The 16,146-nt window shown below is 53.0% G+C and carries 13 protein-coding genes; 5 read left to right on the forward strand and 8 right to left on the reverse strand.

Annotated elements, in window-relative coordinates:
- Positions 1-34: 34 nt before the first annotated feature.
- Genes YERSI8AC_RS22525 through araD form a run of 6 tightly spaced genes read right to left on the reverse strand, consistent with a single transcriptional unit; the run spans position 35 to position 6,601 of the window.
- Positions 35-805: an SDR family NAD(P)-dependent oxidoreductase gene (locus YERSI8AC_RS22525; protein WP_159177643.1), complete on the reverse strand. Its 771-nt coding sequence runs from the start codon at positions 803-805 to the stop codon at positions 35-37.
- 11 nt (positions 806-816) lie between these two features.
- The gene (locus YERSI8AC_RS22530) at positions 817-2,262 is read right to left on the reverse strand and encodes an NAD-dependent succinate-semialdehyde dehydrogenase (RefSeq protein ID WP_159177644.1); all 1,446 of its coding nucleotides are present in this window, start codon (positions 2,260-2,262) and stop codon (positions 817-819) included.
- A gap of 36 nt (positions 2,263-2,298) precedes the next feature.
- Positions 2,299-3,180 (reverse strand): SMP-30/gluconolactonase/LRE family protein, encoded by an 882-nt coding sequence (locus YERSI8AC_RS22535; protein WP_159177645.1) that lies wholly within the window; start codon positions 3,178-3,180, stop codon positions 2,299-2,301.
- The gene (locus YERSI8AC_RS22540) at positions 3,177-4,061 is read right to left on the reverse strand and encodes an aldose 1-epimerase (RefSeq protein WP_159177646.1); all 885 of its coding nucleotides are present in this window, start codon (positions 4,059-4,061) and stop codon (positions 3,177-3,179) included. The genes YERSI8AC_RS22535 and YERSI8AC_RS22540 overlap by 4 nt, the downstream gene beginning before the upstream one ends.
- Positions 4,062-4,063: 2 nt before the next feature.
- A complete protein-coding gene (locus YERSI8AC_RS22545) occupies positions 4,064-4,861 on the reverse strand; it encodes an HpcH/HpaI aldolase family protein (RefSeq protein WP_159177647.1) in 798 nt (265 codons plus the stop codon).
- 9 nt (positions 4,862-4,870) lie between these two features.
- Positions 4,871-6,601 (reverse strand): L-arabinonate dehydratase, encoded by a 1,731-nt coding sequence (gene araD, locus YERSI8AC_RS22550; RefSeq protein ID WP_159177648.1) that lies wholly within the window; start codon positions 6,599-6,601, stop codon positions 4,871-4,873.
- Positions 6,602-6,995: 394 nt separating this feature from the next.
- Between araD and YERSI8AC_RS22555 the strand changes: the two genes are divergently transcribed.
- From YERSI8AC_RS22555 to YERSI8AC_RS22575, 5 genes are all read left to right on the forward strand, one after another.
- Complete coding sequence (locus tag YERSI8AC_RS22555) at positions 6,996-7,553, forward strand: TRAP transporter small permease (RefSeq protein ID WP_159177649.1); 558 nt, start codon at positions 6,996-6,998, stop codon at positions 7,551-7,553.
- Positions 7,554-7,556: 3 nt separating this feature from the next.
- The gene (locus tag YERSI8AC_RS22560) at positions 7,557-8,846 is read left to right on the forward strand and encodes a TRAP transporter large permease (protein WP_159177650.1); all 1,290 of its coding nucleotides are present in this window, start codon (positions 7,557-7,559) and stop codon (positions 8,844-8,846) included.
- A gap of 34 nt (positions 8,847-8,880) precedes the next feature.
- Complete coding sequence (locus YERSI8AC_RS22565; protein ID WP_159177651.1) at positions 8,881-9,951, forward strand: TRAP transporter substrate-binding protein; 1,071 nt, start codon at positions 8,881-8,883, stop codon at positions 9,949-9,951.
- Between the two features lie 601 nt (positions 9,952-10,552).
- Complete coding sequence (locus YERSI8AC_RS22570) at positions 10,553-12,037, forward strand: carbohydrate porin (RefSeq protein WP_159177652.1); 1,485 nt, start codon at positions 10,553-10,555, stop codon at positions 12,035-12,037.
- A gap of 268 nt (positions 12,038-12,305) precedes the next feature.
- On the forward strand, positions 12,306-13,316 hold the full coding sequence (locus tag YERSI8AC_RS22575; RefSeq protein WP_236557400.1) for a LacI family DNA-binding transcriptional regulator: 1,011 nt from the start codon (positions 12,306-12,308) through the stop codon (positions 13,314-13,316).
- 599 nt (positions 13,317-13,915) lie between these two features.
- Here YERSI8AC_RS22575 and YERSI8AC_RS22580 read toward each other — a convergent pair.
- Both YERSI8AC_RS22580 and hydA read right to left on the reverse strand, forming a co-directional pair.
- Positions 13,916-14,713, reverse strand: a complete 798-nt coding sequence (locus YERSI8AC_RS22580) for a fumarylacetoacetate hydrolase family protein (protein WP_159177654.1) — start codon at positions 14,711-14,713, stop codon at positions 13,916-13,918.
- Positions 14,713-16,146: a dihydropyrimidinase gene (hydA, locus tag YERSI8AC_RS22585; RefSeq protein ID WP_159177655.1), complete on the reverse strand. Its 1,434-nt coding sequence runs from the start codon at positions 16,144-16,146 to the stop codon at positions 14,713-14,715. The genes YERSI8AC_RS22580 and hydA overlap by 1 nt, the downstream gene beginning before the upstream one ends.

Raw genomic sequence — 16,146 nt, forward strand, 5'->3', positions numbered from 1 at the left:
CAGAGAGAACAGGCCTTACTGGAAGCTGAAGGGCTTAGTTAAGCGTTAGGCCCGCGTCGACCACGAAATTCTGGCCAGTACAGCCACGACTCTCATCAGAGCCGAGGAATAACGCCATACGTGCTACATCGTCCGCCTCAAGGCGAAACTTCAAAGCCTGCTGGTCGAGAAAGCGCTGATTAAGTTCCGGTGTTAGCCAGAGCCGTTCTTGGCGTTCGGTTTTAATCGCACCAGGAACTAAAGAATTGACCCGGATACCATGTAGGCCGATCTCTTGAGCTAAAGTACGAGTCAGGCCGTTGATGGCTGCCTTCGCTGAGGTATAGCCAACCATACCGGGACGTCCTCGCATCCAGGAAATCGACCCAAGGTTGATGACGCTGCCCCCACCGCGTCGCTTCATCGACGGCAGAACAGCTTGGGTGGCGAAAACGTGATGGCGTAGGTTGATAGCTTGACAGTTGTCCCAGTACTCAGGCGTCAACTCCTCGAGAGAATGACGATCGTCGAGACCAGCGTTGTTGATCAGCACATCAATGGGTGCCATTGCGCGTTCAACTTCCGCGATCACCTTTTGAAGGCTCTCGACATCGCGAAGATCACACTCATGGAAGCTCACCTCCGCAGAGGCAAGCTCGGCCACCAAAGACTCCGAAGCAGCTATGTCAATATCGACAAAGGCCACCCGGGCGCCTTGCCTGGCAAAGGCACGCACCAGAGCGGCTCCAATACCGGAGCCGCCGCCAGAGATGAACACCGTCTTACCTTGAAGGGAATGGTATTGAACCTGGGATTGGTTGCTCATAATCTAGCCTCTCAAATGGCCATATTGACGTATTTAGTCTCGAGGTAATCCTCAATGCCCTGACGGGCACCCTCGCGCCCCTGTCCGGACTGTTTGACGCCGCCGAAAGGGGCTTCGCAAGTTGAAACGTGGCCGTTGTTGATCCCTACCATCCCGTAGTCCAGGCCCTCGGACATTCGCCATGCTCGTCCCAGATCACGGGTGTAGCAGTAGGCAGCCAGGCCATATTCAGTATCGTTGGCTAGACGCAACACTTCGGTTTCGTCGCGGAAACGGAACACAGGTGCAAACGGTCCGAAGGTCTCTTCAGAGAAGCATTCCATGTCTGGAGTAGCCGATGCTATAACCACCGGCGACAGGAAGTTACCGTATAGACGCTCGCCACCATGATGTAGCTTAGCGCCCTTGGCTAGCGCGTCACGCAGTTGACCCTCAACCTTTTCTGCGGCACTAGCATCGATCAATGGACCGATGTCGACGCCCGCCTCATGACCTGGGCCGACCTTGAGTTGTGCCACTTTAGCAGCGAGGCGCTCTACAAAGGCGTCATGGATACCGTCCTGTACGAAAATGCGGTTGGCACATACGCAAGTCTGACCAGCATTGCGAAATTTGGCTTGCATCACCCCCTCTATGGCCTGCTCTAGATCGGCGTCATCAAAAACGATGAAGGGCGCATTACCGCCAAGCTCCAGGGATACTTTCTTGACAGTGTCGGCACATTGCCTCAGTAACTGTTTGCCGATCTCGGTAGAGCCGGTGAAAGTCAGCTTACGAACTTTGGGGCTTGAGGTCATAGCACCACCAATGCTGCGGGGGTCGCCGGTTACCACGTTGACAACCCCCGCCGGAATACCAGCACGCAGAGCTAACTCGCCCATAGCCAAAGCCGAGTAAGGAGTCTGGCCGGCCGGTTTAATAACGATAGTGCAACCTGCAGCTAATGCAGGACCTGCCTTACGCGCGATCATAGCGGCCGGAAAGTTCCAAGGTGTAATAGCCGCGCACACGCCCACCGGCTGTTTGGTTACCATCAAACGACGATCTTTCATTGGACTGGGAATCATTTCCCCATATGTGCGTCGACCTTCTTCAGCGAACCATTCCAAAAAGCTTGCGGCAAAGCCAATCTCTCCCCGCGCTTCAGCAAGCGGCTTACCCTGTTCAGCAGTCATTATGGCTGCCAGGTCTTCTTGGTGTTCAAGCATCAATTCATGCCAGCGGCGCAACAGCATGCCGCGCTCTTTGCCGGTTTTTTGCCGCCACTCCACCATTGCATGCTCTGCAGCTTCGATAGCGCGCAACGTCTCGGCTTCACCCAACCGAGGCACCTGACCGATCACGCTGGCGTTGGCTGGATTTGTAACATCATTGGTGGCGTTGTTGTCGGCACCAACCCACTGACCGTCTATTAAGCACTGTTGGCGTAGCAGAGACTTGTCCTGAAGATTAAGCATAATAAACTCCTATTGAGCCATGAAATTAAGGTGTTTTTAGCCAGCGAATAGAGGCTCGGGACGGCCAGCGACATCGACACGCATAGCGAAGATATTCCCCGACTGTGGATATGCCTCGAGCTCTTCGGCTGGACGGCCGTGTCGTGCGCTGGTGACGTATAGAGTTTTAAGATCCTCACCACCAAAAGCACACATGGTCGGGCAGCGCGCGGGGATTGGATACTCAGCGACGATTTCGCCTTCAGGAGACAAGCGCACCACACGTCCGCCCTCGAAGAGCGCAGACCAATAGTAGCCCTCGCTGTCCACCGCGGCGCCGTCAGGACGGCCGTTACCGAAAGGAAAGCGGTAGAAGACTTCTCGAGGTCCCAATATCATTCCACTCTGCGGATCAAGCGGGTAGCGGTAGATAACGTGGTTAGGAGTATCGGATTGATAAGCCCAGTGGTGATCCAGACTAAAGGCCACGCCATTGGATACCAGCACTTCGCCCGCTAACCGCTGGCAGCCGAGATCGGCGTCGACCCTATAGAGGCTGGCTAATAGTTCATCACGCGGCTCGTATATGGTACCTGCCCAGAAACCTCCCCAAGGGTCCACGCGACCATCGTTGAAGCGGGTGATGGACGTATCAGCCTCTGGCCTCGCCAAGCACTCTAAAGGTTGGGCCTGTTCGTCCAGCAGCCAAAGACCGGAGCGCAGCCCCGCGATGAAGCCTCCCTTTCGACGACGACCGAAGCAACCAATGTGCTCAGGCATAGAATAAGCGGTGTTTTCTCCGGAAACCGGGTCGAAGCGGTTGAGGCTCGGAGCCTCGATGTCTACCCAATACAGTACACCTTCGTCGCCGGCCCATACCGGGCACTCTCCAAGAGAGGCCTGAGCTGAAAGCACAGAATGGAATGGGTAATTAGTCATGATGCAATCTCGCCTTCTAGTTGAATGCGGCCGACTAAACACTCTCCGGGCATCAAGCGGCGCATGCCAGCAGCAGTCGGGTCGGCCATATTTAGAGCGTTGTTGGCATGGCTAACCGGTTCAATGCCGACGAAATTACGCTCTTTTGGGGTAAAAACCACTAGGTGAGACAACGCCTCCGAGGCGACCATGGTCATCGCGATGCCTTGCGACGGCCAGTTCAAGTAAACCTCTCGAGCCCAGCCGGTGAAGCAGTTATCCAATCCGGGCGAGCCTATCGCCCGGCATGCTGTAAAGTCCCAATCGGCCGGCACCGCAACATGTTGCTCGGGCAATTGACGATCATCACTCAGCCAAACGCCCTCACAGCGAAATGCTATTTCGAGCCCCTCGCGCAGGAAGTAGGGGTGCCAGCCGAGTCCCGCTGGCATTTCTCTGATATCGCAATTCTCGACTTCGAGTTCCAGTGTCAAACGGAGCCCATCTATCCGCCAGCGCTGTCGTAACCGACAGTGCCAGGGCCAGTCAGCATCCCCGGGATGCTCTAGCACTAGGTGCGCGCTGGCTGTATCACAACTTTCCACAGCCCAAGTACGCTGCCAAGCGAACCCATGCAGGCTATGAGGGTGGTCACCGAAATTTAATGCCAGCCTTACCGTCTCCCCATCCCAGGGAAAGGCCGCTTCGGCAATACGGTTGGAGTAAGGTGCCAGCATATAGCCGGCGCTATGGCGTACTGCATCCGCAGCCCCTGCTCGATCAGGTTCCAGAGGGCGAAGGATATCCTGTCCCGCCAGGCATAAACGCGACACAGCTCCACCTAGAGACGGAGCGAGTGCCAAGCTCCAAGCCGGGGACGAAAGCTCAACCGTCTTGACCATACTTAGTAGACGCCGCTGTTCTCGATGGAAGCTTTTTCGCCGTGCAGTGCGGCGAGATACTCTTGTGCACGTGACATCATCAAGCTCATGTCAGAGCCGATGGCCACAAAGGCAAAGCCTTTGGCAATGTATTCACCTACCAGTGCCGGATCGGCACCAACGATGCCGCACGGCATATTTCGCGTCTGACAGGCTGATACGGCCTCACCAATAGCGCCCTGAACTTCCGGATGACGGATGTCGCCAATGTGCCCCATAGCAGCGGAAAGATCCCCTGGACCGATGAACAGGCCATCGACACCTTCCACCGCAGCGATTTCCGGTAGGGCCGCAATTGCCTCCGGAGTTTCTAACTGGAGAATCACACCGATCTCACGATCCGCCTCTTGTAGGTAGCCTTTAACGGTGCCGTAGCGGCTGGCGCGATGCACCGCCGCCACGCCGCGGAAGCCGCGTTTAGGATAGCGAGTAGAAGCTACCGCCTGGCGTGCCTCCTCGGCATTCTGGATGTAGGGAAACATCAAAGTTTGAGCACCACTGTCTAGCACCCGCTTAACCATCACCGGATCTTTCCAGGGCAGCCGCACCATGAGCTCCGCTGGTGTACCAGCTACGGCCTGCATGATGGCGATGGCTTGGGGCACATCCACCGGCACGTGCTCCATATCGAGAACCACATAGTCAAATCCAGCGAAACCAATTGCCTCGGCTACATTGGGGCTCGCAGTCATTAACCAGGTACCTACCGGTACTTTTGTTTCGCCTAACCACTGCTTAAAACGGTTCACAGGAAGCGTCATATCATCACCTCAGAATATTTCGGGTTCATGTTGTTGTTGGCCATTCTGAAGAATGTCGAAATCACATCCTTGGTCAGCCTGGGTCACATGCTCTTGGAAGATCGCTGTGTAGCCGCGGTCAATTCGCGGGCTTGGCGCCCTCCATGCCTGTTGGCGTGCTTCAAGTTCCTGCTCGCTGACGCACAGTTCAAGGCGGCGGGCGTCAATATCCAGCTCGATCTCGTCACCGTCGCGGACCAAAGCCAGAGGTCCACCAACAGCGGATTCCGGAGCCACGTGAAGCACACAGGTGCCATAATGGGTGCCGCTCATTCGGGCGTCAGAAATGCGCAACATATCGCGCACGCCCTGGGCCAGCAGCTTCTTGGGGATCGGTAGCGCGCCCCACTCAGGCATGCCTGGAGCGCCTTTTGGACCAGCGTTACGCAGCACCAAAACGGAATTGGCGGTTACATCGAGCGCGGGGTCATCTATGCGCGCCACCAAGTCAGCTTGATTTTCAAAGACCACGGCACGACCACGGTGGCGAGCCAAATCAGGGTTGGCGGCACTAGCCTTGATTACCGCACCTCTAGGCGCCAAGTTACCACGCAGCACGGCTAGCGCCGCACCTGGGGTAACTGGACATGTGAAGGGACGGATGACGTCGTCGTCATAGCACTCTGAAGGTCTTACCCACTCTCCCAGTGTTTTGCCAGAGATCCCGCCAGCATCAAGTTCAAGATGATCGGCAATGCGCTTTAATAAAGCCGGCAACCCTCCTGCGTAGAAGAAATCCTCCATTAGGTACTCGCCCGACGGGAATATGTTGGCAAGCACTGGCACATCTCGGGCAACTGCGTCTAGATCGTCTAGCGTCAACTCAACGTTCGCGCGGCGCGCCAAGGCGATCAAATGGACCGCAGCATTGGTAGAACCACCCATTGCCATGTAGCAGCGGGCACCGTTCAGGAAGCTATCGCGAGTGAGAAAATCAGATGGCTTGAGATCTTCCCAGATCATTTCGACGATGCGGGAACCGCACTCCGAGGCCATGCGAGTGTGGCCAGAATCCGACGCAGGAATACTGGAGGCGCCAGGCAGGGTTAGCCCCATCGAATCGACGATTGAGGTCATAGTGGTGGCCGTACCCATAGTGTTGCAGGTGCCGTTGGAGCGGGTCATACGCGACTCCAAGTCCACCCACTCCTCTTGAGTAATGTTGCCACTACGCAACTCGTCCCAGTACTTGCGAGTATGGGTGCCAGCACCCAGAGTTTTGCCCTTCCACTTGCCATTTAGCATCGGGCCCGCTGGACAGAATATCGCGGGAATGTCCATGCTGATGGCGCCCATCAATAGAGCTGGGGTGGTTTTATCGCAGCCACCCATAAGCACTACACCATCAATGGGATGCGATCGAAGCAATTCTTCGACTTCCATGGCCAAGAAGTTTCGATAAAGCATAGTAGTCGGTTTGACCATCACCTCGCCAAGCGACATCGCCGGCAGCTCTACCGGGAAACCACCCGCTGCCCAGACCGCACGCTTGACAGCCTCGGCGCGGTCACGCAGGTGAGCGTGACAAGGGCTTAGATCGCTCCATGTATTGATGATGCCGACAACTGGCTTACCCATGAACTCCTCTCGACGCAATCCCATCTGCTGGGTGCGCTGACGGTGAGCGAACCCACGCATGTCCTGTGAGTTGTACCAGCGCTGACTGCGCAGTTGGTCGATAGTGCGTCGGTCTTTGTTCATCAATTAGCCTCTGTTGTTTTAAGCCAAAGTTATTATGACTACCTTGGCATCAATATCGTAGCGCTACGAAATATTGAACCAGACTATGAAAACTGTCAACTTGATACTCAACCGAGCAACTCGACAGAAAAAAACGACTACAGTTAATATCATTAAACTTATGATATTAATGTTTTTTTAAACTAAACGTTAATAAATTAAGACTTTAGTCTTAATTTTTTCGAGTTATCGTAAACCTCTATAACTTGACATGGTTTAAGACCAAACCTACTATTTCGTAGCGCTACGATATGTTAGCGTCAGCATTACAACCACGATAACTAAGACAACAAACAGATTTGACGGCTATCCGGAGTGACTTAAAGTCACCAGGCGCTGATCTCGGAGAGAATGCATGCCAACGCTTATTTCCTTCCTCGATCGTCTCAATCGGCAGACGACACGATGGGCCGGCTATTCGGCGACCTTACTACTAGCCGTGATGTTGATCGTCATGATCGTTCACGTTTTCTACCGTTATGCGCTAGGTGACAGCTTTGGTTGGACCGAAGAATTATCGCGCTACATGATGGTATGGATGGCCTTCCTATTTTTCCCAGCCGCCCATAAGAAAGGGCTAAATGTCAGTCTTGTGGCCTGTACCGAATGGTTCAAGGGATCGCGCACCTGGCAACTGCTGCAATTATTAATAGAGGTGGCTATCTTTGTCGCGCTTATCTGGTGCATTCAGCTTAGTTTCGATCGAATTGAACGAGGTGCTACCACCCAAAGTCTGGCGTTAGGCATTCCGATGGCCAAGGTCTACTACGTTTTACCATTGAGCTTTGCTCTTACCGCCCTTTGTTCGCTGGAGCGCATAATGCGCGCTGGCTTTGGCCTAGTTGCGCCACAGGCATCGGCGGCACTAAACGCTACCCATGACAATGCCAACATCCAACGTACGGAGGTCTGAGCCATGACATTCGCTTACCTGTGGATATTCGTGGCATTGCTAGTGCTTGGCATGCCGATCGTTTTTCTAATGCTGATCGCTCCCGGCGTGAGCTTGGTGATTGAGGGTAAGGTAATGTTCCACGACCTACTCTTTCAGCGACTGTTTGCTGGTATTGATAGTTTTCCACTGATGGCCCTACCCTTCTTCATCTTGGCTGGCGAGCTGATGACCGCTGGTGGTGTAACCTCACGCATCGTGCACTTCGCAGAAACTCTTATAGGACATCGTAAGGCAGGTCTTGGCCAAGTCTCAGTGTCATCCTCCCTAATGCTGGCCGGGGGCTCTGGCTCGGCGGTAGCGGATGCCTCAGCGCTCGGCTCGGTAATGATCCCGGCCATGAAAAAATCTGGCTACACCAATCGCTTTTCTGCAGCAGTGACGGCAGCTTCAGCGGTGATCGCAAGCATTATTCCGCCGAGCGGCATATTCATCCTCTATGCCTTTATCATGAACGTATCGGTGGCTGCTATGTTCGCAGGAGGCATCTTACCCGGCATACTAATTGGCATAGGTTTAATGATCACCATCTCGATCATGGCCAGGTTCAAAGAATTTCCCGAACCCTTACCCAAGGCTAGCTGGGGCGAGAAGTGGAAGGCCTTCATAGCGGCATTCATGCCACTCCTGACACCGGTGATCCTGATCGGCGGGATAGTGGGTGGTATCTTTACTCCCACAGAGGGTGCTGCTGTCGCTGCCTTTTATGCCCTGATCCTTGGCTTATTTATCACCCGTGACCTTAGTATTAAAGATTTGCCCACAATCTTCAGCAAAGCGGCTTTGAGCTCTGCAGTAGTCCTTCTACTGGTTGGTGCGGCCGTGGCCTTCGCGTCGATAGTCAGTCTCAAGGGCACCCCACAGCTTGTCAGCAGCTTTATCATCGGAATCACCGACGACCCTGCTTTACTGTTCTTCCTAGTAGTGCTCTTCCTTCTGGGAGTTGGCACCGTGATGGATGCCGGTCCAGCGATTCTGATTCTCGGCCCCATCCTGTCACCAGTCATGGTCGGCGTAGGTGTTGACCCCATTCATTTCGCCGTGGTGATGAGCGTGACACTGATCATGGGGTTGATCACGCCTCCCATGGGCCTGGTGTTATTTGTTGTTGGTAGCATCAGCAACGAGAAAATTGAAAAGATCGCCTGGGAAATGCTCCCGCTATTCCTAGTGGAGATTGGCATCCTTTTCGCCTTAGTTTATGTGCCAGACCTTGTGCTCGCGATTCCGCGCGCTTTCGGTTATGTCGCATAAGCAACCTTCAATATCTATACAAGAGGACAAAACAATGAAAACACCAAACTCCAAGATGAAGGGCATTGCTAGCGCCGTTCTGCTAGGTTCAACCTTGAGCATGGCTTCCATGGCTCAGGCTGTGGATCTAAACGTCGTTCTTCTTGCTAACGAGCAAGACGAGGAATACGACGCCGCCCTAGTCTTCGAGAACTACGTGGAAAGCCGAACTGGTGGCGAGGTTGACGTTAACGTATTTGTTGGACCTCAGTTGTGTGGCTCTGCCAACGAATGTTTTGAAGCAATGCAGGCTGGCGTTGTCGACCTATTCACTGCCACCGCCGGAGGGGTTGCCGGCATCTACCCCCCTATCCAAGGTATGGACATCCCCTATATCTTCCCGGATGACCGTACTGCCATGGGCATGCTTTCGGATCCAGAGCTCACTGACTTCCTACGCGGCGAGATCCTTGAGTCTACCAGTGGTGGCATCCGCCTCATGACTATGACTCAGACTGGCGGTTGGCGGAATTTCGCCAACTCCGAGCACCAAATCAAGAGTCCGGAAGACATCGAGGGCCTTCGCTTCCGCACCATCGAGTCCGAAATTCAGCAGAACTTGGTGCGCGAGATGGGCGGCTCGCCGACCCCCCTGCCATGGCTTGAAGTCTACACTGGCCTGCAAACTGGCGTAGTCGACGGCACCAAGAACTCGATTTCCGACATTACCAGCATGAACTTCCAAGAAGTGCTCAAACATATCACTTTGGATGGCCATGCCTACATGGCATCTATGTGGTTAATGGGCAACCAAAAGTTTCAATCTATGACGCCCGAGCAACAACGCGTGGTGGCTGATGCGACGGCCTTGATGGGCGTGGTACAGTTCGGCATGCAGCCCCGCAAGGAGCTCGAAGCTTACGAGAAGTGGAAAGAGTCCGGTGGCGAGCTATACACTCCTAACGAGGATGAAATGGAGCAATTCCGCAGTTTTGCCTCTCCAATCCGAGATTGGTACTTAGAAAACTACGGTGAAGATGGCGAAGAATTCCTCAACGAACTAGAAGCCTCGCGTGAGCGAGCCGCCAGTGAAGTTGAGTCAGATCGCAAGTCCGCCCTGCAGTAAGACCCGAATCAGGGTTCTGCTATGATTGCGGCGCAGTCCGCCGCAACCCAAAGCTCCGAGGGATACTGATAGGGCCTCGGAGCTAAGCCCTTTTCTGCCCGGATTTAGATTAAATCACAATTTACCGTTAGGTCTGTGACACCTTCTCCAACTGAATAGTTCGTCCCCCTAGGCTTCAGTGGTGCGTTAAACATTCAATTACTATCTCTCGGATCGAGATAAAACAGACTCTATTTGCCCCCATTGCCTATGGGGAACGAGATTAACTTGCTGATCATAATCTAATTGCCTGATGCTAGAACATTGAATAGCACCTACCCTCCCCATTCAATCAGTTGGCGCTTCAAGTGAAACTCTCAAGCGTTTTTTGAACCCACTATATCGTTGCGCTACGTTATTAGATTTTATAGCGCTTAATATTATTTATTATGAATAAATTCTTATAAATACTTGATTTTAAGATATTTATAAACACATCTTTTTATTAATACCAAAGTTCTATATCACTTATATTTCACAGCGCTACGATTACTGTGTGTCGTCGTAGCGCTACGAAAACTGCGTCACTTTTACTAAGACAACAATTAACCGGGATCTGATCATGCTAAGAAACTTCAAACTTGCCCCCCTCGCCACCGCCGTCTGCTTTCTCAGCATCGGCAGTACCGCCTTCGCTAACGACGCCAACGTCGAAGAGCGCCTAGCAGAACTCGAGAACCGCGTCCTTCAGGCAGAGCGTCGCGCCCAGGCCGCCGAAGCTCGTGCCAAACAAATGGAATCTAGCCAAACTGATAGCTACGAGGCACGTATCACAGATCTAGAAGAAAAGGCGGATAGCGAAGACGGTTTCTCCTTCAGCGCCTATGCCCGATCCGGGCTATTGCTCGGGAATGAAGGAAAGAGCCTTCCTGGTGGCCCTTACGCCACACCGGCAGGAAGCGTGGGCGGCGCGGTAGGGCGCCTTGGTAATGAGCCAGATACCTACGTTCACGCCAGGTTGAACCACCGTCAAACTTACGATAACGGAACACAGCAGCGTTTCCAGGTATCTTTTGCCGATAGCGTTGAAACCAGTAACGACTGGACTTCTAACGAGTCCGAACTCAATGTGCGACAAGTCTTTGTCGAGCTTTCCCACTTACCTAGCCTTGAGGGTGGAGCGTTCGAGGACTCTACTCTATGGGCAGGCAAGCGGCTCGACAGGGATATCTTTGACATTCATTGGCTCGACAGTGATGTGGTCAAACTAGCCGGTCTTGGGGCGGGGGTTTATGACGTTCGGCTGGGTGATGACTGGACGTCGAACTTCTCTTTATATGGTCGCAGTTTTGATGACTTCGCAGTTAACCCTGAGAACACAGAACTAACAAGCGACACTGATAGCTTGATTTTGACAGCCAACAATTACGTCGGGAACTGGCAGTTAATGGTCAATGCGATCTCCGCCACCGACAATGATCAGCGCCTAACCAAAGGCCCTGGAACCAGCGCTGAAAGAGGCTTCCACGGCATGCTAGGTTACCAAGGAGACAGCTTCTTCGGGTTAGCGGATGGTAGCTATCGTGCAGCCCTGTTGCACGGCCAAGGCCTTGGCGCCGAGGTGAAGCAGGTCGGCGCTAACGGTGAGTTGTTAGATGACGCACAATCTACCCGCCTAGCGATCTATGGCACTACTTACTTAACGCCGAGCTGGCGAATCGCCCCAATGCTTCTAGCCGAGACCAGCAAGGATCGTTTTGTGCAGGGAGATGAGTACCAATGGGCTTCTTTCAACGCACGAATTGCCAATGAGTTAAGTAAAAATTTCGAAATGCAGTACGAGGCTAGCTATCAGTTCATGGATCTGGATCCGCAGGGCTATATGGGTCGCAATGCCGTAGAGGGAAATTTCACAAAATTTACCATTGCTCCCACCTTCAAACCCAGCGTGGGAGGCTTTTGGAAACGCCCAGAAATACGGGCTTTCGCGTCTTACACCAGCTGGGATGATGAATTAAACAATTTCGCTGGCAACGATGCCTTCGGCCAAGAGGGCTACACAGGCGGGCAGTGGAGCTTCGGCGTGCAAGCGGAGACTTGGTTCTAAGGCCTACTTTAGCTAGGCGAAGCAGTTTATCAGTCGCCCAGAATACTGTTTCGATCTTGCCCCAACCGCTTGCGTTTGGGGCTTTTTACGGCGTGCACTCTGTTGGACTTAGTGCCAGAACGTTATGATAGGGTTAAATCTTGATTGAGCCCGCACCGCTGTTTTTTTCAGAATCTTCATAGTTGTGCGATGCCTGATATTCATAATAACAGAGCTTTAATTCATGAGTAGCCACCAGCGCTCACGCCGCAGCACTAAACGAGCGACGATGTCAGATGTAGCCAAGTTATCTGGCGTGTCTGCAAGTACGGTTTCCCTCTACCTGCGGCGCCCTGACGAGGTCTCGACTATCTTAGGCCAAAGGATCCAGGAGGCCGTCGATACTCTAGGTTATGTGCCCAACCTCATGGCCGGTGCACTGGCGGCCGCAAAGACTCGGGTAATCGGAGTTGTCGTGCCGTCTATGGTCAACTCCATGTTTGCATCCACTGTCAGCCGTATGCAGCAGGAGCTCAGCCGACACGGCTATCAACTACTACTGGGCCATAGCGAGTACTCCGAGGAGCAAGAAGAGTCTCTGGTACGCACCTTTATGTCCTGGTCACCCAGCGCGATGGTACTAACCGGGTTGCAGCACACCCGTGAGACACGTCGCATCCTGACCAACTCTGCAATGCCAGTAGTCGAGATGTGGGAGCTCGGTTCCAACACAGTTGACACAATGGTGGGTTTCTCTCATGTAGATGTAGGTCGCGCTCAGGCACGCCACCTGATCGATTCTGGCTGCAAACGTCTGGCCTTTATCGGTGCTCGACTAAGTATTGATAACCGAGCATCAAGACGTGCGTCTGGAGTCAGTATGACTTGCCAGGACATGCTCGGAGACAGTAACTGTCACATCATTGACACTGGCACAGGACTTATGGCGAAAGCCGCCCGTAAAGCTTTAGCTGAATTGCTAGTGAAACAGCCTGATATTGATGGAATTGTTTTCTCAAATGATATGCTGGCACTAGGCGCCATCAGCGAGGCCCAAGCACGAGGAATCCGCATCCCAGAAGACATAGCCTTGATCGGTTTTGGAGATATGGACTTTAGTAATTGCTGCATTCCACCGATCTCTACTGTGCGCCCTCCCCGTGAAGAAATCGGCGATCAAATTGCTACCTGCCTTCTCAAACGCCTCCAGGGCGAGAGAGTAGAGCAGGTCATAGATCTAGGCTTCGAGCTTCTGGTTCGTGAGAGTTCGACACGGTCGTTACGTCTAAAAATGTCTTAAATAAACCCTGAGTTCAAACACTTTACACTTACATCAATTGATTTTACTTGGTTGTAGGGTTGGTGGTCTCAATGACCCAGTGCAACACGTGATCCATCAGGTACGATATTGCCAACCAGTGCCGACCCCCTCTCTGCTTTACCTGCCAAAGTGAAGCAGAGCATGGGATACCAACAGTTGACCCAGATCCAACGATACCAAGTTTTTGCCTATCTTGAGACCGGCATTAGCCAGCGAAAGATAGCTAAGGCCATTGGCATCCACAGCAGCACTAGTCCGTCAGATAAAACGCAACGGGCTGACAATGGTTATGCGCCTGAACAGGCCCAATTGGCAAGTAACCAGCGCCGACGTAGCGCTTGAAAAGTGACTAAACGACTGCCAAGCCTGATTCACTGGGTCACAGGGCAATTGATGGACGAATGGAGCCCTCAACAAATCTGTGGTTTTATGGCCAATGCCAACGGGGTTTGCATGAGCCATCATGGATCTACGCACTAACCTGGAACGATAAGAAGCACGGCGGGGATACCGGATCCCAGCAAAAGTTTTCTCAGGTGAGTACTAAGGAGCACTAGAAACCGCGAGTGCTGCACTTATTAGATGAATTCAGGATTTATTATCTCGGGGTACGGCTCTACTAAGACGCTCACCTCACCAATATCGCTAAAGCTAGCCTTAACTATTTCACCAGGGTGAGCCTCAAAAATGCCAGCCCAAGTCCCTGTCGTGATAATGTCACCCGCCTGAAGTCCCGGCGGATATTGTGATGCGGCATGTTTTGCCAACCAAGGGAGTAAAATTAACGGATCGGCTAGAGGATGACGTAGTTCCTTACCTTTAATATCACGCTTGTTGCTTTTAATACTAACGATGCTGTTTGCATAATGTGGGTTCCAGTCGCTTTTAACAGCCTCGCCCAGTATCAAACAACGATTCATTTGATGGTCAGCCAGTAGGAACATATCTGGCAGTTCCTGCCAACACTCGGCGCGAACGTCGCAAATTTCGATAGCAGCCATTACCGATCCTACCGCTTTGTATGCATCGCTCAACGTCGACCCATGCGGTAAGGGAGACTCGAGCTGTATAGCCAACTCCACCTCGATACCGATCATAGTATGGCGTTCGCTATAGGCCATAGCGAACGGCCCCTTCACCATGTGCAGATCTGCTATAGGTGAAGCAGTGGGTCGTTGTAGCGTGCCACCGACTTTCCAAGCTTTTGGTTTGTCGTTGGCAAACCATCCCAACGCCTCACCTACTTCACGCTGAATGCGATAAGCCGCCTGATCCGTTCCCGGAGCCAAGCGCTTTGCGTCGGCAGCGTCCAATACTTTGCCACTACGCCATGCGTCGACTAATGCCTTGCTAAGAAGGGTGTTAGAACTGTTCATCAGCGTTCCTCCCAAAAGGGCTTCGGAGTGGCCATGGCCGGTCGAGCACAAGGTAGAAATTCACCCAGATCAGGCTGGCCTAAGTATTGGCCGTCGCGCCATACAACGCGCCCTCGACTCATCGTAATGAGCGGCCACGCATTAATCTCAATGCCTTCGTAGGGGGTGTAATCAACATTATGATGCAGATCGTTGTTATTAATTACTTTTGGTCCACCTGTCTCCCATATTACCAAGTCAGCATCTGCCCCAATCGCAATAGTACCCTTACGCGGATAAAGCCCATACATCTTGGCCACGTTCGTTGATGTCAGGGCAACGAACTGGTTGATATCAATGCGCCCTTTTTCAACACCATGCGAAAAGAGTAAGCCGAGACGTGTCTCAACGCCTGGAATTCCGTTGGCTACCTTATCAAAGCTAGGCGCGCTACCTGTGGCAAGCTTCCCATCATGACCAGCAAAACGGAAAGGGGCATGATCCGAAGAAAATACATGGAAGGTCCCTGACTCTAATGCGTCCCAAACCACCTTCTGATTAGCCTTATCTCGAGGGGGCGGACTACAAATACACTTAACCCCTTCAACGTCATCCTCGCCGCCTAGATCCTCAGCGGTAAGAAAGAGATACTGAGGGCAGGTTTCGCCATAGATGCGTAAGCCGTTCCCTTGCGCCCACCGTATCTGCTCAATAGCTTCTCGCCCTGAGACGTGGACAATCAGAATTGGCACATCGACTAACTCTGCGAATGTAATAGCTCGATGAGTCGCCTCTCGTTCGGCAAGCATGGGACGTGACTCGGCGTGATAACGTGGCGCGGTCTTTCCTGCCCGAAGAAGTCGTTCGGTTAGCCAAGAAATGCAGTCTGCATTTTCAGCATGAACCATCACTAGCGCGCCCTCCTCGCGGGCCACCGCGAGTACATCGATAATTTGACGATCAGCTAGCTTGAGATCGTCATAGGTCATGTAGATTTTGAAAGAGGTATAGCCCTCCGCAATGAGCGCTGGCAATTCCTCGTCTAGCACATGAGGGGTAGGGTCGGTCACTATCAGATGGAAGGCATAGTCAATCGTAGCTTTGCCTTCTGCCCTGCGGTGGTAGTCCTCCACCGCCTCGCGTAGGCTTTGCCCTTTACGCTGCAGGGCAAAGGGGATAACCGTTGTCGTGCCCCCACAGGCTGCCGAACGCGTTCCGGAGAGGAAATCGTCGGCCATGACGGTGCCATCTTCGGTGGGTTGGTCAAAGTGGCAATGTCCATCGATACCCCCAGGCAATACCCATCGTCCGCCAGCATCGATTTCTTTTTCACCCCCACTCAGCTTTTTGCCTAGAGCAGTGATGATACCGTCGACGATGCCGATATCGGCATCGAACACATCTGACGCCGTTGCACAGCGAGCATTGCGAATGATGCAATCAAAGTTCGCCAT

It is taken from the genome of Halomonas sp. 113 (assembly GCF_904067645.1).
In the GTDB taxonomy this organism is placed as follows: Bacteria; Pseudomonadota; Gammaproteobacteria; order Pseudomonadales; family Halomonadaceae; genus Vreelandella; species Vreelandella titanicae.